Origin of the sequence: Anoxybacillus sp. ST70, assembly GCF_019553625.1 — a bacterium.
GTDB lineage: Bacteria > Bacillota > Bacilli > Bacillales > Anoxybacillaceae > Anoxybacillus > Anoxybacillus gonensis.
In genome coordinates, this window is sequence record NZ_JAHZOF010000001.1 from 79,354 (window position 1) to 99,273 (window position 19,920).

17 protein-coding genes are annotated in these 19,920 nt (G+C 42.5%); all 17 read right to left on the bottom strand.

Annotated features, from left to right (window positions below; all coding sequences use genetic code 11):
* Positions 1-123: 123 nt before the first annotated feature.
* Positions 124-2,232 carry a polyribonucleotide nucleotidyltransferase gene (gene pnp / locus K1I43_RS00385; RefSeq protein WP_019418454.1) on the bottom strand — a complete coding sequence of 703 codons (2,109 nt, stop codon included), beginning with the start codon at positions 2,230-2,232 and terminating at the stop codon, positions 124-126.
* A gap of 109 nt (positions 2,233-2,341) precedes the next feature.
* On the bottom strand, positions 2,342-2,611 hold the full coding sequence (gene rpsO / locus K1I43_RS00390; RefSeq protein WP_003394805.1) for a 30S ribosomal protein S15: 270 nt from the start codon (positions 2,609-2,611) through the stop codon (positions 2,342-2,344).
* A gap of 82 nt (positions 2,612-2,693) precedes the next feature.
* Positions 2,694-3,665 (bottom strand): bifunctional riboflavin kinase/FAD synthetase, encoded by a 972-nt coding sequence (gene ribF, locus K1I43_RS00395; RefSeq protein ID WP_026011824.1) that lies wholly within the window; start codon positions 3,663-3,665, stop codon positions 2,694-2,696.
* 9 nt (positions 3,666-3,674) lie between these two features.
* A complete protein-coding gene (gene truB / locus K1I43_RS00400; protein WP_026011823.1) occupies positions 3,675-4,571 on the bottom strand; it encodes a tRNA pseudouridine(55) synthase TruB in 897 nt (298 codons plus the stop codon).
* A 47-nt stretch (positions 4,572-4,618) separates the two neighbouring features.
* Positions 4,619-4,978, bottom strand: a complete 360-nt coding sequence (rbfA, locus tag K1I43_RS00405; protein WP_003394813.1) for a 30S ribosome-binding factor RbfA — start codon at positions 4,976-4,978, stop codon at positions 4,619-4,621.
* A 14-nt stretch (positions 4,979-4,992) separates the two neighbouring features.
* Positions 4,993-5,271: a DUF503 domain-containing protein gene (locus K1I43_RS00410; RefSeq protein WP_009732929.1), complete on the bottom strand. Its 279-nt coding sequence runs from the start codon at positions 5,269-5,271 to the stop codon at positions 4,993-4,995.
* Positions 5,268-7,451 carry a translation initiation factor IF-2 gene (gene infB, locus K1I43_RS00415; protein ID WP_019418450.1) on the bottom strand — a complete coding sequence of 728 codons (2,184 nt, stop codon included), beginning with the start codon at positions 7,449-7,451 and terminating at the stop codon, positions 5,268-5,270. Before infB ends, K1I43_RS00410 begins: the two co-directional genes overlap by 4 nt.
* Positions 7,452-7,469: 18 nt before the next feature.
* The gene (locus tag K1I43_RS00420) at positions 7,470-7,769 is read right to left on the bottom strand and encodes a YlxQ family RNA-binding protein (RefSeq protein ID WP_020424598.1); all 300 of its coding nucleotides are present in this window, start codon (positions 7,767-7,769) and stop codon (positions 7,470-7,472) included.
* Positions 7,759-8,043, bottom strand: a complete 285-nt coding sequence (rnpM, locus tag K1I43_RS00425; RefSeq protein ID WP_009732926.1) for an RNase P modulator RnpM — start codon at positions 8,041-8,043, stop codon at positions 7,759-7,761. The genes K1I43_RS00420 and rnpM overlap by 11 nt, the downstream gene beginning before the upstream one ends.
* Position 8,044: 1 nt before the next feature.
* The gene (gene nusA / locus K1I43_RS00430) at positions 8,045-9,148 is read right to left on the bottom strand and encodes a transcription termination factor NusA (RefSeq protein WP_006322329.1); all 1,104 of its coding nucleotides are present in this window, start codon (positions 9,146-9,148) and stop codon (positions 8,045-8,047) included.
* A 27-nt stretch (positions 9,149-9,175) separates the two neighbouring features.
* Positions 9,176-9,646 (bottom strand): ribosome maturation factor RimP, encoded by a 471-nt coding sequence (rimP, locus tag K1I43_RS00435; RefSeq protein WP_026011822.1) that lies wholly within the window; start codon positions 9,644-9,646, stop codon positions 9,176-9,178.
* A gap of 149 nt (positions 9,647-9,795) precedes the next feature.
* Positions 9,796-14,085, bottom strand: a complete 4,290-nt coding sequence (locus K1I43_RS00440; RefSeq protein WP_019418448.1) for a PolC-type DNA polymerase III — start codon at positions 14,083-14,085, stop codon at positions 9,796-9,798.
* 100 nt (positions 14,086-14,185) lie between these two features.
* Positions 14,186-15,880, bottom strand: a complete 1,695-nt coding sequence (locus tag K1I43_RS00445) for a proline--tRNA ligase (RefSeq protein ID WP_009732923.1) — start codon at positions 15,878-15,880, stop codon at positions 14,186-14,188.
* Between the two features lie 27 nt (positions 15,881-15,907).
* Positions 15,908-17,164 (bottom strand): RIP metalloprotease RseP, encoded by a 1,257-nt coding sequence (gene rseP, locus K1I43_RS00450; RefSeq protein WP_026011821.1) that lies wholly within the window; start codon positions 17,162-17,164, stop codon positions 15,908-15,910.
* 15 nt (positions 17,165-17,179) lie between these two features.
* The gene (gene dxr / locus K1I43_RS00455; RefSeq protein WP_019418445.1) at positions 17,180-18,334 is read right to left on the bottom strand and encodes a 1-deoxy-D-xylulose-5-phosphate reductoisomerase; all 1,155 of its coding nucleotides are present in this window, start codon (positions 18,332-18,334) and stop codon (positions 17,180-17,182) included.
* 6 nt (positions 18,335-18,340) lie between these two features.
* The gene (locus tag K1I43_RS00460; RefSeq protein WP_019418444.1) at positions 18,341-19,108 is read right to left on the bottom strand and encodes a phosphatidate cytidylyltransferase; all 768 of its coding nucleotides are present in this window, start codon (positions 19,106-19,108) and stop codon (positions 18,341-18,343) included.
* A gap of 6 nt (positions 19,109-19,114) precedes the next feature.
* Positions 19,115-19,879 carry an undecaprenyl pyrophosphate synthase gene (locus tag K1I43_RS00465; RefSeq protein ID WP_019418443.1) on the bottom strand — a complete coding sequence of 255 codons (765 nt, stop codon included), beginning with the start codon at positions 19,877-19,879 and terminating at the stop codon, positions 19,115-19,117.
* Positions 19,880-19,920 lie beyond the last annotated feature (41 nt).

The window sequence follows — 19,920 nt, forward strand, 5'->3', positions numbered from 1 at the left end:
CACACTTCGTCCCCTCCTTTTCTAATAAAGAGGGTATGTGCAAGAGGGACAAGGTAGAACGAGCGCCAAAAAATTTTACACACAGCAAAGAAGCCAAGGGGATGTGAACCCAAGGCTCCGTTTTTATTGCTCGGCTTCTTTTTGATCGCGCAATACCGCTTTCCGCGATAAATTTACACGGCCTTGTTTATCGATTTCCGTTACTTTCACTAAAATTTCATCGCCGATCGAAACGACATCTTCCACTTTTCCGACGCGTTCCTCCGCCAATTCTGAAATGTGTACGAGACCGTCTTTTCCGCTAAACAATTCGACAAATGCACCAAATTTTTCAATTCGTTTTACTTTTCCTAAGTACACTTGTCCAACTTCCACTTCACGAACGATATCTTCAATAATCTTTTTCGCCTTTTGATTCATATCTTCGTTTACAGATGAAATGAAGATTGTTCCATCTTGTTCAATATCAATTTTTACGCCCGTTTCTTCAATAATTTTGTTAATTTGTTTTCCGCTTGGACCGATGACGTCACGAATTTTATCTGGATTAATTTGCATCGTTAAAATTTTCGGTGCATATTTAGATAGCTCTTTGCGCGGTTCGCTAATCGTTTGCATCATATGTTTTAAAATTTCAAGGCGACCTTTGCGCGCTTGTTGCAACGCTTCTTCTAAAATTTCACGCGATAAACCTTTAATTTTAATATCCATCTGTAAAGCAGTGACCCCTTTTTCTGTCCCTGCTACTTTAAAGTCCATATCACCGAGATGATCTTCCATGCCTTGAATATCTGTTAAAATCGTATAGTGTTCACCGCTTTTCACAAGCCCCATCGCAATACCAGCTACTGGCGCTTTAATCGGCACACCCGCATCCATCATCGCCAATGTGCTCGCACAAATGCTCGCTTGAGATGTCGAACCGTTTGATTCTAACACTTCTGATACGAGGCGAATCGTGTACGGAAACTCTTTTTCAGATGGAATAACCGGCTCAAGTGCGCGCTCGCCAAGCGCTCCGTGACCAATTTCGCGACGTCCTGGTCCACGCATCGCTCCTGTTTCTCCGACTGAGAATGGCGGGAAGTTATAATGGTGCATAAACCGTTTTGTTTCTTCAATACCAAGTCCATCTAAAATTTGCACATCACCAAGTGCACCGAGTGTACATACGCTAAGCGCTTGTGTTTGTCCTCGTGTAAACAAGCCTGATCCGTGCGTGCGTGGTAAAAGTCCAACGGCTGATGAAAGCGGACGAATTTCATCTACTTTTCGTCCGTCTGGACGCACTTTTTCTTCCGTAATTAAGCGTCGTACTTCTTCTTTAACAAGTTTATGTAAAATTTCTTTCACTTGCTTTATTGTTTCTTCATCTGCTTCTTGTTGTTCGTACGCCGCTACAACTTCTGCTTTCAATTGTTCAATGGCTGCTTCGCGCGCTAATTTTTCAGGTACTTGAACCGCGCGTTTCACTTCACCTTCCACACGAGCACGAATGTCTGCTTCAAGCTGGGCATCGAGTTCATACAGAACGACTTCCATCTTCTCTTTGCCAACTTTTGCGGCAATGTCCTCTTGGAATGCGATGAGCCGCTTAATTTCTTCATGCCCAAACATAATTGCTTCAAGCATAACTTCTTCTGGTACTTCATTCGCCCCTGCTTCCACCATGTTAATCGCATCTTTCGTTCCAGCAACGACAAGATGCATATCGCTTTGTTCCATTTGTGCGACAGACGGGTTAATCACAAATTCACCGTTCACACGGCCAACTGTCACCCCAGCGATCGGTCCTTCAAACGGGATATCAGAAGTCGTTAACGCAAGCGAAGAGCCAAACATTGCCGCCATTTCTGGTGAGCAGTCTTGATCAACGCTCATCACCATGCTGACAACTTGCACTTCATTTCGAAATCCTTCAGCAAATAATGGCCGAATCGGACGGTCGATGAGACGGCTAGCTAAAATGGCTTTTTCACTTGGACGTCCTTCACGCTTAATAAATCCCCCTGGAATTTTACCAACAGCGTATAAACGTTCTTCGTAATTGACTGTTAATGGGAAAAAGTCGACGCTCTTTGGTTCTTTCGATGCTGTCGCTGTACTTAATACAACCGTATCGCCGTATCGCACTAATACAGCGCCGTTTGCTTGTTTGGCTAATTCGCCAATTTCAACGGTCAACGGCCGACCTGCCCAGTCGATCGAAAACACATGTTTTTCTTGTTCCATATAAACCGAGTACCCCTCTCTATGTACAAATAAAAAATCATATTTGTTTTAGTATAAGCAAATATCGGCGCAAATACTAATAAAAAGCGGGAATGCTCCCGCTTTTTACTTATCGGCGTAATCCGAGTTTGTTAATCAATTCACGATAACGGTTGATGTCTTTGTTACGTAAATACGTAAGTAAGTTACGACGACGACCAACCATTTTCAAAAGACCACGACGAGAATGATGGTCCTTACGATGAACACGTAAATGTTCGTTCAAGTTGTTAATTTGCTCTGTAAGGATAGCAACTTGTACTTCTGGAGAACCTGTGTCAGTTTCGTGAATTTTGAACTGGTTGATGATCTCGTTTTTACGCTCTTGTGTTAATGCCATCCTTGTTCACCTCCTCTTTTTTCAACCCCAGTTACCGAGCAAACGGCGGTGACTCGTCTTGCCCAGCAATGGTTAACATACATTAAATAGAATACATGTTTTTCCGATAAAATGCAAGGGGATTTTGAAAATATTCGCGTGCCGCTTGAGCATCGCGATGAATTTGTTCAACGAGCTCGTGAACGGAAGAAAATGCTCGTTCATCACGCAATCGTTTATGCCATTGAATACATACATGCGCACCGTAAATGTCTGCTGAAAAGTCAAACAAATGCACTTCAATCGTTGGATCTTTTTGTTGTTGGGCGTGGAACGTCGGCTTATACCCGACGTTGCATACTCCCGTCCACGTGTTGCCATCTATCGTTACCGTGACAGCATATACACCAATGCGCGGGATTATATAGTCATCGTCAAGCGCAACGTTTGCCGTTGGAAATCCAATCGTCCGTCCGCGTTTATCCCCATGAATGACTGTGCCTGTTACTTCATACCATCTTCCGAGCAAATAAGGTAGCTGTTCCACGTCCCCTTCAGCTAACCGTTGCCGAATATATGTGGAGCTAATTTTTTCTTCCCCAAACGTCTGTTTTGGAATGACGGTTTGCGTAAATTGTTCACGAGAATGAAATGGCAATGTTTCCATCGTCCCTTTTCCTAAGCGGCCGTACGTAAAATCAAATCCTGCCACGACATGCTTCACACCAAGACCAATGATGTATTCATCGACAAATTGTTGCGGCAACAAATAAGCAAATTCAGGCGTAAATTCAACAACGTATAAATAATCGACGCCAAGTTTTGCAATTTGTTTTTCTTTTTCCTTTAATGGTGTAATAAATCGAACATGTTGTTGTGAGCGTCCGAGCACGACCGACGGATGCGGATGGAACGTCATGACCGCGCTTTTGTATCCATATTGATCAGCGATTTGTTTTGCCGTTTGAATGACTTTTTGATGCCCAAGATGAACGCCGTCAAAATAACCGAGCGCCATAACAAGCGGAGCATCATTTTTTTTGTTTAACGGATGGGACAGCCAAATGGTTTTCATCTTTTTCACCTACAATACTTTTAAAGGTTTCATATAGCTTTGCTTTGTCGGATGAGGCATATAAATCGCTAACGCTTCACCTTGTTCATTAACCATTAACAGACGCTCTGGCATAGAAGGTAGAATAGGTAAAAGCCCCCCATGTTTTACTTTTTCCTCTTCTTCCTTACTCATGACATACGTTGGGAAATGAGCTAGCGCTCGTTTAATCGGTAAAAGTAACGTATGCGCTGTACCAGCTACGACATGCTGTTCGATGTCAGCAAACGACACGCATTGATCGAGCGTAAACGGTCCTGACGCTGTGCGAACAAGATGTGACATGTGCGCCGGATACCCAAGTCGCTCGCCGATTTGAACAGCGAGTGTACGCACGTATGTCCCTTTACTACATGTCACGCGAAAACGAAACGATATCCGTTCACCTGTAAATACTTGTCTGTCATCAAGAAGGAGCAGTTCAAAAATGTGGACGTTTCGTTTCGGTCGTTCTACGTCAATACCTGCGCGTGCATACTCATACAGTTTTTTTCCATTTACTTTTACTGCAGAATACATCGGTGGAACTTGTTCAATGTCCCCAGTGAGATTAGCGAATACTCGTTCAATGTCATGACGAAAAATCGGCTGTTCAATCGGCTTCTCTGAAACGATGTCACCTGATGCATCTTCTGTTGTCGTCGCTATGCCTAACGTCACTTCTCCTTCATAAGTTTTTCTCTCCGCTGTTAGTAGTTCAACGATTTTTGTTGCTTTGCCGATGCAAATGGGCAATACACCACTTACGTCAGGATCAAGCGTTCCGGTATGACCAACTTTTTTCGTTTGAAATAATTTACGAATGCGCATGACGCAGTCGTGTGACGTCATGCCTGCAGGTTTATGTAACAATAACACTCCGTCCATCGCTTCACCTCTAAAATAGCGGAAATGGATAGACGCACGTCTATCCATTATTCTTCTTTATGTTCTTTTTCTTCGGAAATTTGTTTAATTAAGCTTTCAATTCGTTGACCGTAATCGATCGTTTCATCAATTTCAAAGTAAATTTCAGGTGTTTTGCGCAAACGAATACGCTGGCCAATTTCTGAACGGATAAAGCCCGTCGCTTTCGCTAACCCTTTTAGCGTATTTTTCTTTTGTTCTTCATCACCAAGAACAGAAATATACACTTTTGCTTGTTGCAAATCACCCGTTACACGAACATCTGTTACGGTAACGAAACCGATGCGCGGGTCTTTTAGTTTGCGTCCGATAATATCGCTTAATTCTTTTTTCATTTGTTCGCCTACACGTGTGGCTCGCAAACTCATTGTCATCACCTCGATTAAAACCACTCGAATGTTGTAACCGTTCGTTCGATTTCTGGAAACGAATCGATAAATTGTAACGCCCGATGTAGCTCTTGTTCCGTCGCTGTTCGCTCGGCTGTAATCGCTACAATCCCTAGCTTCGTTCGTTGCCATACGTTTTGGTAATCTACTTCGGCTACTGATATATTATATTTTTGTTTAAGCCGTGTGACAATGCGTTGCAACACGGCTCGTTTTTCTTTTAATGATTGGACGTCGTAAATGATGCATTCACATTCGACGTATCCGATCATTTGCGCTCCACTTCTTGCATAATATATGCTTCAATGACGTCTCCTTCTTTAATGTCATTAAAGTTTTTAATCGTTATCCCGCACTCGTATCCTTGTGCGACTTCTTTTACATCGTCTTTGTAACGTTTTAACGTATCAATTTGTCCTTCGTAAACGACGATGCCTTGACGAATGAGACGGACGCTGCTATCGCGCGTAATTTTTCCATCTGTCACATAGCATCCTGCAATGGTACCAACTTTTGATACTTTGAACGTTTGACGCACTTCCGCCTGACCGATCACTTTTTCTTCGTACTCTGGATCAAGCATCCCTTTCATCGCTGCTTCAATTTCTTCGATGACTTTGTAAATGATGCGATGGAGACGAATATCGACTTTTTCTGCTTCCGCGACACGTTTTGCGTTCGCATCTGGACGAACGTTAAAGCCGATGACAATCGCATTTGATGCAGATGCAAGCATAATATCGTATTCCGTCACCGCACCTACACCGGAGTGAATAATTTTCACGCGTACGCCTTCGACTTCGATTTTTTGCAATGCCGCAACGAGCGCTTCTACAGAACCTTGTACGTCGGCTTTGACAATAATATTTAATTCTTTCATTTCGCCTTGCTTAATTTTTTCAAACAAGTCGTCTAAGCTAACGCGCGCTTTTACGCTTCGTTGTTGCACAATTTGCTTTTGGGCGCGAGCTTCGCCAATTTGACGTGCTTTTTTCTCGTCCTCAAACACCATGAAGCGATCGCCTGCTTGCGGCACCTCGTTTAATCCGGTAATTTCAACCGGTGTCGATGGACCCGCTTCTTTTACACGGCGTCCTAGATCGTTCGTCATCGCCCGTACACGTCCGTACGTATAACCGACAACGATCGGATCACCAACGCGCAACGTACCTGATTGAACGAGAAGCGTTGCCACTGGACCGCGACCTTTATCGAGCTTCGCTTCAATGACCGTTCCCGTCGCACGACGGTTTGGATTCGCTTTTAACTCTTCCATTTCGCTTACAAGCAAAATCATTTCAAGCAAGTTGTCAATCCCTTCGCCTGTTAACGCAGATAGCTTACAATAAATTGTATCGCCGCCCCATTCTTCTGGAACGAGCTCATATTCCATTAGCTCTTGCATGACGCGATCTGGATTCGCTGTAGGCTTATCGATTTTATTGACCGCGACGATAATTGGAACCTTTGCCGCTTTCGCATGGTTAATCGCTTCAACGGTTTGCGGCATCACTCCGTCATCTGCTGCGACAACAAGAATGACGATATCTGTCACTTGTGCACCGCGTGCACGCATCGTTGTGAACGCTTCGTGACCAGGTGTATCTAAAAATGTGATTTTTTTGCCGTTTACAACAACTTGATACGCACCGATATGTTGTGTAATACCGCCAGCTTCTTGCTCCGTTACTTTCGTATGGCGAATCGAGTCAAGCAACGTTGTTTTTCCGTGGTCAACGTGTCCCATAATTGTGACAACAGGCGGACGTTCAACTAAATCTTCTGGATGATCAACGATTTCAATCGTTTCAAATTCTGTTTCGTCAATCGTTACCTTTTCTTCTACTTCTACACCGTAGTCAGAGCAAATGAGCTCGATCGCATCTTTGTCCAAATCTTTGTTAATTGTTGCAATGATGCCAAGCATAAATAGCTTTTTAATAATTTCAGAAGGCTCTTTGCCTAATTTTTTTGCTAACTCCGCGACCGTTAAAGAACCTTCAAATGTAATTTTTTTCGGAAGCTCTTTTTCTTTTTTCTTTTGCACTTCTTGTTGTGGAGCTTGTTGAGGTTTTTGTTTTTTATTTTTTTTGTTATTGAAAATTTTCTTTTCTTTTTGTTGAATTTGCAAGTCGTGTTTTTTCCCTTCGCGATTTTTTACTACTGCTTTTTTGATCGGCACTTTCGTTTGAATGACTTCATCGTCATCTTCTTCAAACTGTTCTAAAACAGGTTTTTTTACAGGTGCTTTCTTTTCTTCTTTTTTCGTTTCTTGTTTTTGCTCTTGCTTTTGTTCTTTTTTGAACGAACGATCGAGTTGTTCGACAACATCCGCTTCAATCATCGTCATATGGTTCGATACGTCGATGTTCATTTCTTTTAATTTATGGATGACATCTTTACTTGACACGTCATGTTTTTTGGCATATTCGTATACACGCATTTTTGACATACATTCACCCCCAAAATGTTAGAGCATCGTTTTTAGCTTTTGTGCGAATCCTTCATCCGTAATTGCTACAACGACCCGTGCTCCTTTGCCAATCGCTCCACCTAATTCATAGCGATTGTCTACATAACAAAGCGGAACGCGATAAAACACACATTTATCGGAAATTTTTTTTCTCGTATTTTCTGACGCATCTTCCGATAAAATGACAAGCTTCACGCGCTTACGCTGAATTTCTTTCACAACGAGCTCTTCTCCCGAAATGACTTTGCGCGCCCGATTCGCTAATCCGAGAAAAGAAGCCCACGGTTTATGATTCATTTGTTTCTCCATTCTCCTTCTCGGCGAGCTGTAATAGCTGTTCGTAAATCGAATCGTCAATAGTCGCTTTCAAATGATGCGCAAGCGTATTTTTCTTTTTCGCAAGCAAAATGCATTCTTTACTTAGCGTAATGTATGCACCTCGTCCCGCTTTTTTTCCTGTCGGGTCAATCGATACGTCGCCTTCTTTTGAACGAACGATGCGAATGAGCTCTTTTTTCGGCTTCATTTCCCCTGTGACAACACATTTGCGCATCGGAATTTTTTTTGGCATATTATTCCACCTCACTAATCTCCTCTTCGTCAACTTGGAACGATGATGAAGAACGAGGGTAAATACCTAATTGCTCCGCTTCAGACTGACTTTTAATATCAATTTTCCAATTTGTTAATTTCGCTGCTAAACGAGCGTTTTGTCCACGTTTCCCAATAGCAAGTGAAAGTTGATAATCTGGTACGATGACCGTTGTCGCTTTTTCTTCTTCATTGACGATGACGTCAAGCACTTTGGATGGGCTTAACGCATTAGCGACAAATTCAACAGGATCCGCTGACCAACGAACGATGTCGATTTTTTCGCCTTTTAACTCGTTTACGATCGCTTGCACCCGTTGTCCTTTAGGTCCAACACATGCACCAACCGGATCGACTTCTGGGTTATCGGAATGAACAGAAATTTTTGAGCGATCTCCTGCTTCGCGTGCAACCGATTTAATTTCTACCGTACCGTCATAAATTTCTGGTACTTCTAATTCAAACAATCGCTTTAATAAACCTGGATGCGTGCGCGATACGTAAATTTGTGGACCTTTTGTCGTTTTTTCGACTTTTGTAATGTACACTTTAATGCGATCATGTGGCTTATACGTTTCATTCGGCATTTGTTCGCTCACCGGAAGCAACGCCTCAATTTTGCCGAGGCTGACGTAAATAAATTTCGAATCCGTCCGCTGAACAATACCTGTCATAATATCTTCTTCTCGGTCAACAAATTCGGCATAAATGACTCCACGCTCTGCTTCGCGAACGCGTTGCGTGACGACTTGCTTTGCTGTTTGCGCAGCGATGCGTCCGAAGTTTTTCGGCGTCACTTCAATTTCAACGACATCGCCTACTTGATAATTCGGGTTTATTCGCTTTGCTTCATCAAGTGAAATTTCTAAGCGTGAATCGTACACTTCATCGACTACTTCTTTGCGAGCAAATACACGAATTGTCCCTGTCTCTTGATTAAAATCGACACGAACGTTTTGCGCTTGATTAAAATTGCGTTTATAAGCGGATACAATGGCCGCTTCAATCGCTTCAATTAGCACTTCTTTACTAATGCCTTTATCGCGCTCAAGCGCTGTTAAGGCATCTAACAATTCTGTATTCATGAACCGGTCGTCCCCCTTTAATGTGAATTAAGAGAAAATGACAGCTAGCCGTGCACTAGCTACTTTTTCGTATGGAATCGTCACCATTTTTTTCTTTGTTTTGACTTTTACTTCTACGGTCACCGTTTGACCATCAAATGCAGTTAACCGTCCTTCAAATTCTTTTTGACCATCAATTGGCTCATACGTTTTCACATAAACGTTTTTCCCAACGGCACGTTCAAAATCTTTTGCCTTTTTAAGCGGACGTTCCGCCCCTGGTGACGATACTTCTAAAAAGTAATTGTGCGGAATCGGATCGATTTCATCAAGCTTTTCACTTAATCGCTCGCTTACGACACCGCATTGATCGATATCAATTCCAGTTGGTGAATCAATAAAGACGCGCAAAAACCAGTTCTTTCCTTCTTTCACATATTCAATGTCGACAAGTTCTAACCCCATATCTGTCACGATCGGGGTGACGAGCTCCTCAACGATGTGCGTCACTTTTTTCATGTTGGTCCTCCTAACTGCAAGAAAATCCCTTGCGGCTGGCAAGGAATCTCGAATCAATACGAAAGAGTGGGTTTCCCCACTCTTTTTGTCCATTATCTTTACCATTTCCACTAGAACTATAACATATTGGCAAAAAAATTGCAACTCATTCAAAATAGTGATAATTGATTGTGATCTGGTAGCGACTGCAAACATCCACGACTTTCGAGATATTCTAAAATCGTTTTCGATACTTTGCCGCGTTGTTGCAAATCTTCTTTCGATAAAAATTCCCCTTCTTCGCGAGCGCGTACAATGCTTTGCGCGACGTTTGTCCCTAGCCCAGGAATCGCATTAAACGGCGGAATAAGCGAATTTCCGTCAATAACAAACTCTGTGGCTTGCGAACGATACAAATCAATATTTTTAAATGAAAATCCTCGTTCACACATTTCAAGGGCAATTTCAAGCACAGTCAACAAGCTTTTTTCTTTCGCAGACGCATCAAGCCCTTTTGCTTGAATTTCTTCAATTCGTCTACGTATCGCAGCAGACCCTTGAATCATCGCATCTAAATCAAAATCTTCCGCACGCACGGTAAAATACGATGCGTAATAAAGAAGCGGATGATGGACTTTAAAGTATGCAATGCGAACAGCCATAAGCACGTAAGCAGCGGCATGCGCTTTCGGGAACATATATTTAATTTTTTTACATGACTCAATGTACCATTCTGGCACATCATGTTTGCGCATTTCTTCTTCAAACTCTGGCGTTAATCCTTTTCCTTTTCGAACGGACTCCATAATTTTAAACGCTAACGACGGCTCTAACCCACGATAAATTAAATACACCATAATGTCGTCGCGACATCCAATCACTTCTGATAACGTACATGTCCCATTTTGAATGAGCTCTTGTGCATTGCCGAGCCAAACGTCCGTTCCGTGCGATAGTCCAGAAATTTGTACAAGCTCTGAAAATGTTTTCGGTTTTGTTTCTTCTAACATTTGACGAACAAATCTTGTACCGAACTCTGGGATGCCGAGCGTTCCGGTGTTACACATAATTTGTTCCGGCGTCACGCCAAGCGATTGTGTACTACTAAAAATTTTCATCACTTCCGGATCGTCTGTCGGTATTGTCTTTGGATCAATTCCACTTAAATCTTGCAACATCCGAATGACCGTTGGATCATCGTGTCCGAGAATATCGAGTTTTAATAAGTTATCATGAATCGAGTGGAAGTCAAAATGCGTCGTGCGCCATTCCGCACTTGTATCGTCGGCTGGATATTGAATCGGCGTAAAGTCATAAATATCCATGTAATCTGGAACGACGATAATCCCCCCTGGATGTTGTCCAGTCGTTCGCTTCACTCCTGTACATCCTGCTGCTAAGCGATCAATTTCTGCCCCGCGCACATGAAGGTTTTGATCGTTTATATACCCTTTGACAAATCCGTATGCTGTTTTGTCCGCGACGGTACCGATCGTTCCTGCACGATATACGTTATCTTCACCGAATAACACTTTCGTATAGTTATGCGCTCGCGGTTGATATTCACCTGAAAAGTTCAAATCAATGTCTGGCACTTTATCTCCTTTAAACCCTAAAAACGTCTCGAACGGAATATCGTGACCATCTTTATTGTACCGCGCGCCACATTGCGGACAGTTTTTATCTGGCAAGTCAAAGCCAGAACCGACTGAACCGTCATCAAAAAACTCGGAATGTTTACAGTTCGGACAAACATAGTGCGGTGGAAGCGGGTTCACTTCCGTAATCTCTGTCATCGTTGCGACAAATGATGAGCCGACCGAACCGCGTGAACCGACGAGATATCCATCATCGAGCGATTTCTTTACAAGTTTATGAGAAATTAAATAAATGACCGCAAACCCGTGGCCAATAATGCTTTTTAATTCTTTTTCTAATCGTTTTTCAACGATGTCTGGCAGCGGATCACCATAAATACTTTTCGCGCGTTCATAACTCATCCGACGAATTTCTTCGTCCGCCCCTTCAATTTTCGGTGTGTACAATTCATCTTTAATCGGCTTCACTTCTTCGATAGAATGGGCAATTTTTTTCGTATTTGTCACAACAATTTCTTTCGCCTTTTGTTCACCAAGAAACGAAAATGCTTCTAACATTTCGTTTGTCGTACGAAAATGAACGTTCGGCAATTCATGACGATTCAACGGATTGCCACCAGATTGTGAATGAATTAAAATTTTGCGATATATTTTATCTTCTCGATTGATATAATGTACATTTCCTGTCGCGACAACCGGAATGCCGAGCCGTTCACCAAGCTGCACAATGTTTGTAATAATTTCTTTGAGCGCTTCTTCATCGCGTACATATTCCATCTCAATAAGCGGCGCATATACTTCTGGCGGATGCACTTCAAGAAAGTCATAAAACGGTGCAATCGCCTCCGCTTCTTCGATTCCTTTTTGCATCATTGCTTCAAACAGTTCGCCTTTATCGCAACCTGATCCGACTAAAATCCCTTCGCGATGTTGTTGTAATACGGAACGTGGAATGCGTGGAACGCGATAAAAATAATTTACATGTGAAAACGAAACGAGTTTAAATAAATTTTTTAACCCGACTTCATTTTGTACAAGTAACGTTGCATGAAACGGTCTGGAACGTTGGAACGCCCCTTGTTCTTTCGATGCTTCATTTAATTGATCGAGATATTGAATTCCTTTTTCATCAAGTTCTTTTAACAAATGAATAAGTAAATATCCTGTCGCTTCTGCGTCATAAATGGCGCGATGATGCTGGGTTAATTCAATATTAAATTTTTTACAAAGCGTATTTAAACGATGATTTTTTAACTCTGGATATAAGTAACGAGCCAGTTCAAGTGTGTCAATGACCGGGTTTTTGACTTTACCACGATGAATTTTTTTAAATCCTGCATTTAAAAAACCGATATCAAACGTCGCATTATGAGCAACGAGCACACAATCATCGATCCAATGATAAAACTTTTCTAACACTTCTTCGACATCTGGCGCATCTTTTAACATGTCATCTGTAATTTTCGTTAATTCGATTGTCGTTGCGGAAAGCGGATGATGCGGATTTGCAAACGACTCAAAACGGTCGATAATTTCCCCGTTTTTTACTTTTACCGCTGCTAATTCAATAATCGTGTCATATACAGCAGAAAGCCCTGTCGTTTCTACGTCAAATACGACAAACGTATCGTCCATTAGCCGTCGATGAGCTTCATTATAAGCGATCGGTACCCCATCATCGACAATATTTGCCTCTAATCCATATAAAATTTTTACGCCATATTTTTTTCCCGCGCTATATGCTTCCGGAAACGATTGAACGACGGCATGATCCGTGACAGCAATCGCTTCATGTCCCCATTTTTTCGCCTGTTCGACAAGCTTTGTGATCGATGCAACCGCATCCATTTGGCTCATTTGTGTATGAACGTGCAATTCTACCCGTTTTTCTTCCGCTGTATCTTGACGTTCGTTCGGTTTCACTTCATTTAAATCGTTCGCAATAAGCACAAGATCGCGCACGAATGTGTCATTTTGGACGCTGCCGCGCACTTTTACCCACATTCCTTTTTTTACACGCTGCATAAGCTCGGCATCTTCTTTGTCGCGCGAGAACATTTTGACAAGAATGGAATTTGTGTAGTCCGTCATTTTTAACGTCAATAACGTACGTCCACTTTTTAGTTCTTTTGCTTCAGCATCAAAAATGTATCCTTGCACCACGACGCGACGCTCTTCCTCTACAATTTGATCGAGCGGACGAATATGCTCCTCATCTTTAATTTGGTAGCCGATCACAAGCGAACCGCTTGCTTCACTTACAGTAGGCTCTTCTTGCTTCGGCATCGCCTCTATAAACGCGGCTAGCGCTCGTTCTTCATCTTCTTTTTGTTTTTGCGCTAAAAATTGTTCAAACTGCTGCTCATCGTGTTTTACACTCGCTTCTAACTGCAAGTGTGGAAATCCGAAAGAAACATACGTCGTAGCGAACATTTCCGCAAATCGCTTTTTTAACGCAATCGCTTCTGCCTCATTGCGCGCTTGGACAGTGACTTTCGTTCCTTTTACTTCCGGTTGCTGTTGTGTCAGTAGTGAAAAAAGCGGCGATGCTTGTTGAATCGTGTCAACAAATATTGGCCAGTACGACACAACATCTTCAGCAGTAAACGTTTGGTCCTCTACTTCTATCGTGCATTGTACATCGGCAATATGGCGAAATTGTTCGATGAGTCGTTTACGAAACTCGGCATATACGTGCGCCCGTAAGATCGTAGGAAATCGAAAATAAAAGTGCCAACATTTCATTCGTTTATCAACAACTACTTTTTCAATTTGTCCATGCAATAAGTCATCTGCCATATGCGAAGAAAGTTGTAGTTGTTGTAATAAAATCGAAAATCGTTCTTTTTGTTCTTCCCTCATCGTTGTTCGTTACAAAAATGTAACGGTACACCTCCCTTTCTTTTTTATACATCGTTTGGGAGCGATAGACGACAGAAAGAGGGGGAAACCCCCTCTCTGCCTATAAGTAGCGGCGCAACGTTTCAACTAATTGCGACACGTGTACTTCTTCTGTTTCACCTGTTTTTCGTACTTTTACTTCCACAATTCCTTCGTTTGCACGCTTTCCGACTGTTACACGCACAGGTAACCCAATTAAATCACTGTCGGCAAATTTGACTCCTGGACGCTCGGCACGATCGTCATATAACACTTCAAACCCTTCTTGTTGCAAACGTGCATACCATTCATCGGCAAGCTCCCGTTGCTCGTCCACTTTTGGATTGACAGAAATTAAATGAATGTGGAAAGGAGCCACCGCAGTTGGCCATATGAGTCCATGCTCATCGTTATATTGCTCAGCAATCGCAGCAAGTGTGCGCGATACACCGATACCATAACAACCCATAATCATCGGCTGCGTACGTCCGTTTTCATCTAAATACGTGGCATTCATCGCTTCGCTATAACGCGTTCCGAGTTTAAATACGTGTCCAACTTCAATTCCGCGCGCAAAACGAATCGTTCCTTTTCCATCTGGTGACGGATCTCCTTCTTGAATGAAACGCACATCCGCATATTGCGCAGCAAAGTCACGATCTGGATTGACCCCCTTGTAATGATAGTGCGCTTCATTCGCTCCGCACACGCCATTGACAATCGCTTTTACCGCATGGTCAGCTAAAACGATTATACCATCGCGAACACCAATCGGACCAAGTGAACCAATTTCACAGTTCATCACTTGCTTCGTTTCTTCTGGCGTTGCTAATTCCACGACAGTTGCTTCTAGTATATTTTTTACTTTGACATCATTCACTTCATGATCCCCGCGCACAAGAACGAGCACGTAACGATCGTCTACTTTAAATAATAACGACTTAATGCATTTTTCTTTTGGTACTTGAAGAAATTGGCTTACCTCTTCAATGGAACGTTGTTCTGGTGTATGCACTTTTTCAAGCGGTGCATGCGGTTCATCACTTCGCTCATAAGTCGTAATCACCGGCGCCATTTCAATGTTCGCTGCATAATCAGAGGAATCTGAATATGCAATCGTATCTTCACCGACATCGGATAAAACCATAAATTCATGCGTATCTTTTCCACCCATTGCACCAGAATCCGCAATGACGGCACGGAAATTTAATCCGCAGCGCCGGAACACGTTTGCATATGCTTCGTACATTTTATTGTACACTTCGTCTAAACTTTCTTGTGAAGCGTGAAATGAATACGCATCTTTCATAATAAATTCGCGACCACGAAGCAACCCGAAGCGCGGACGTTTTTCGTCGCGAAACTTCGTTTGAATTTGATAAAGCGTAAGCGGTAACCGTTTATACGATTTCACTTCATCACGAACGAGCGCCGTAATGACTTCTTCATGTGTCGCACCGAGCGCAAAGTCGCGATCGTGGCGATCTTTTAAACGCATTAATTCTGGTCCGTATGAATACCAACGACCTGATTCTTGCCATAATTCTGCCTGTTGAAGCGCTGGCATCAACAGTTCAATAGCACCTGCCCGTTCCATTTCTTCACGAATGATCGCTTCAATTTTTTGTAGCACGCGCTTACCAAGTGGCAAGAAGCTATATACTCCGCTTGCATTTTGGCGAATAAAGCCGGCACGAAGCAGCAGTTGATGGCTTTTAATTTCCGCATCTGCCGGCACTTCACGTAATGTAGGAATAAACGACATACTTTGTTTCATCTTTTTTAGCACCTCTTACTTCATGAATTATAAGAAAAATTTTTGAATGTCATTCCATGTAACAACAAGCATAAGCAACATAAGAAGAGCAAAACCAATAAAGTGTACGATACCTTCTTTTTGGCGATCAATCGGTTTTCCGCGCAACGCTTCAATCGCAAAAAACGTTAACCGTCCCCCATCGAGCGCCGGAAGTGGAAGCAAGTTAATAATCCCTAAGTTAATGCTTAAAATCGCTCCCCATTTCATTAAGTAATACACGCCGGATTGGGCAACTTTATGAGTCGAAACGGCAATGCCAACAGGTCCAGATAACATATCAAATGAAAATTTTCCTGTTAATAAATGTCCTAATCCAACGATAATTTCTTTTGTCCAATAGTACGTTTCTAACGCTCCTTGTTTGATCGCTCCGACAAACGACTTTTCCATCGGTCCATATACACCGATCAAACCGATCGTCTCGCCTTCGATCGTTTTCTTTTCTGGTGTGACGGTGAGATCAATCATTTGACCGTTGCGATTCACTTGAAATTGGAGCGGTTTTTCTGGGCTTTTTCGAATCACCGTCACAACATCCGTCCAAGAAGACATCGTCTGGCCATCAATGGAAATGACAATATCCCCTTGTTGTAACCCAGCTTGACGTGCAGCGCCATCCTCAGTCAATTCACCAATGACTGGTTTATCCACTGGATAACCTTGCAGCAGTCCAATAAGAATGAAAATGACAAGCGCTAAAATAAAATTCATTAACGGACCAGCAAAAATAGCCATCGCGCGCTGTCCGAGCGTTTTCGAACCAAATTGACGATCGTACGGCGCAATTTGCACTTTTTCTCGATCGATGACGATATAAGCTGGATCGCTTAATTCAAAGCGTTGCAAACGCTCATCATCGCCTTCATATCCTTCAATATATAACTCATGTTCAAAATCAGCGCGTTCCACTTCAATGATTTTCGCATCGGGATATTCGTCTTTATGATTGACGATCACTTTTTTCACTTTCCCGTCTGAATGAAACAATAAGCCGACAACTTGACCACGCTTCACGTCAATCATTTCTGGATCTTCGCCGGCCATGCGCACAAAACCGCCAAGCGGGAGCAAACGAATCGTATATGTCGTTTCTCCTTTTTTCATTGAAAATACTTTCGGACCGAATCCAATCGCAAATTCTCGACATAAAATGCCTGCCCGTTTCGCGAAAATGAAGTGCCCTAATTCATGAAAAAACACAAGCGCACCAAAAATGACAATAAAAGCAATAACCGTTTCCAACGTTTCAACCACCTTTTACATGTGTAGTGATTTTACATATTGTCTCGTTTCACGATCGACTGCACGAATCGTCTCAAGATCTGGATGGGCAATCGGCACGTGCCGTTCCATCGCTTGTTCAATGCATTGTTCAATCGCTAAAAACGATATTTGCCCATTTAAAAAGGCTGCAACCGCTTCTTCATTTGCTGCATTTAATACGGTCGGCATCGTTCCACCTATGTTTCCTGCCTCATAAGCAAATTGTAAACAACGGAACCGGTTCATGTCCACTTTTTGAAAATGCAACGTGGCTACTTGAGCCAAGTTCAGTCGTTCGATATGTAGCGGAAAACGATCAGGATACGTTAGCGCATATTGAATCGGTACGCGCATATCTGGCGTTCCGAGCTGAGCAATGATGCTTCCGTCATGAAATTGCACCATGGAATGAATGATGCTTTCTTTATGTAAAAGGACGTCAATTTGTTCGTACGGTAGATGGAACAACCAATGTGCTTCGATCACTTCAAGCCCTTTATTCATCATCGTTGCGGAGTCGATCGTAATTTTTGCTCCCATAGACCAATTCGGATGTTTTAGCGCTTCTTCCACCGTGACATGTTCTAACTGCTCGCGCGTACGATCGCGAAAACTACCGCCGGATGCCGTCAAAATAATGCATTCGATATTTTTTTGTTGCTCTCCTTGTAAACATTGAAAAATAGCGGAATGTTCACTATCCACAGGCAAAATCGGTACACCGTAATCGGCCGCGTGCGTCATAACAAGATGGCCTGCGGTAACTAACGTTTCTTTATTCGCCAACGCAATTGTTTTTTTTGCCTCAATCGCTTTCAACGTCGGCACTAATCCAACGCTTCCTACTACCGCATTGACGACAATGTCGGCTTCTTGCATTGTCGCTACTTCAATGAGCCCATCTTCACCTGAAACGATGCGCACTCGTCCAATATATTCGCTTTGTAACGTGTCTGCATCTTCATTTTGCGCAACACATACCACTTTCGGTGAAAATTGTTCAATAATGATCCGTGCCTGTTCGATATTTCGTCCAGCTGAAAAAGCAACGAGACGGAACGCATCGCGATGAGCACGAATGACGTCTAATGTTTGCCTCCCGATCGAGCCCGTCGCTCCTAATAAACTAATTGCTCGCAAACTGTCCACTCCTTTTTAAGCAATAAGGTAAAACAAATGTAAAATTGGTAAAATAAATAGCAAACTGTCAAAGCGATCTAAAATGCCGCCATGTCCCGGCAAAATAGCGCCTGAATCTTTTACTCCATAATGACGTTTGAACGCGGATTCCACTAAGTCACCGAGCTGGCCGAAAACGGATAAAATGACTGTTGCAATGAGTAACATTGGAAAAGATGGAGCAAATGGCGATAGCCACTCATAAACACTGACGACAAGAAGCGCACATAAAATGCCTCCAATAGCCCCTTCAACCGTTTTATTCGGGCTAATATGCTCCCATAATTTTCGCTTTCCGAACGCTCGGCCAATAAAGTACGCTCCGCTATCCGTTGCCCAAATTAAAAAGAGCGCATAAAAAATGTATGACAATCCTGCTTCACGCACTTGAAAGAACGAATAAAACCCAACGCCTACGTAAAGCAAAGAAGCAATCATAAATCCTACATCATCAAACGTAAACGCGTTTTTCGATATGACCGTATAAATGAGCAACAAAAAGAGCCCGATGATGAGAATCCATATGTTTATCATATGTTCATACGGATATAAAAAGAGCCATAATCCAAGAAAACTAACGATGCTCGGAAACGAAAAAAGCGACATTTTTTTCATGCGAATAAGTTCAAATAAACCAACCGTAGCGAGTATATACGTTAAGACTAAAAATGGCCATCGGCCATATATGACGATCGGTAAAAAGACTGAAGCTGCAATAATTGCCGTCACAATTCTTTGTTTCATATGAAATTATACGCCTCCAAATCGGCGGCTACGTTGTTGAAATTCATGTACCGCCTGTAAAAAATGTTGTTCTGTGAAGTCTGGCCATAATACATCCGTAAACCAAAATTCTGTATACGCTAATTGCCAAAGCATAAAGTTACTTAAACGAATTTCTCCGCTCGTGCGAATCAGCAAATCAGGATCAGGTAAATCATTTGTCATTAAATAGGAATGAAACAGCTGTTCATCGACATCGTTTGCTTCAATCGTTCCGTTTTGTACATCATTAACAAGCTTTTGAACCGCATGTACAATTTCTGCGCGACCTCCGTAGTTTAAGGCGAAGTTTAAAATTAAACCGGTATTTTGTTTCGTCTGTTCGATCGCCTGATCGACTGCACGTAACGTATGTAAAGGTAGTTGATCTTTATGTCCCATGACGCGCACTTGCACATTTTCTGCGATTAACTCAGGCAAAAACGTCGTTAAAAACTGTTCAGGAAGCTGCATTAAATAATCGACTTCTGTTTTCGGCCGTTTCCAATTTTCTGTTGAAAACGCATATAACGTTAACACTTTCACACCGAGTTCGTTGGCAAAGCGCGTAATTTTCCGAACCGTTTGCATGCCTTCATAATGCCCAGCCATCCGTGGCAATGCCCGTTTTTTCGCCCATCGTCCGTTTCCGTCCATAATGATCGCCACATGCGCAGGAACCGGTCCTTGTGAAACGGTTTCTTTTGAATATACTTCTTCTTTGTTTTTCCATCTTTTCATCTTTTCAAACATAAGCGCATGTCCTCCAGCTTCGATCGATCGTAATTAGGCTG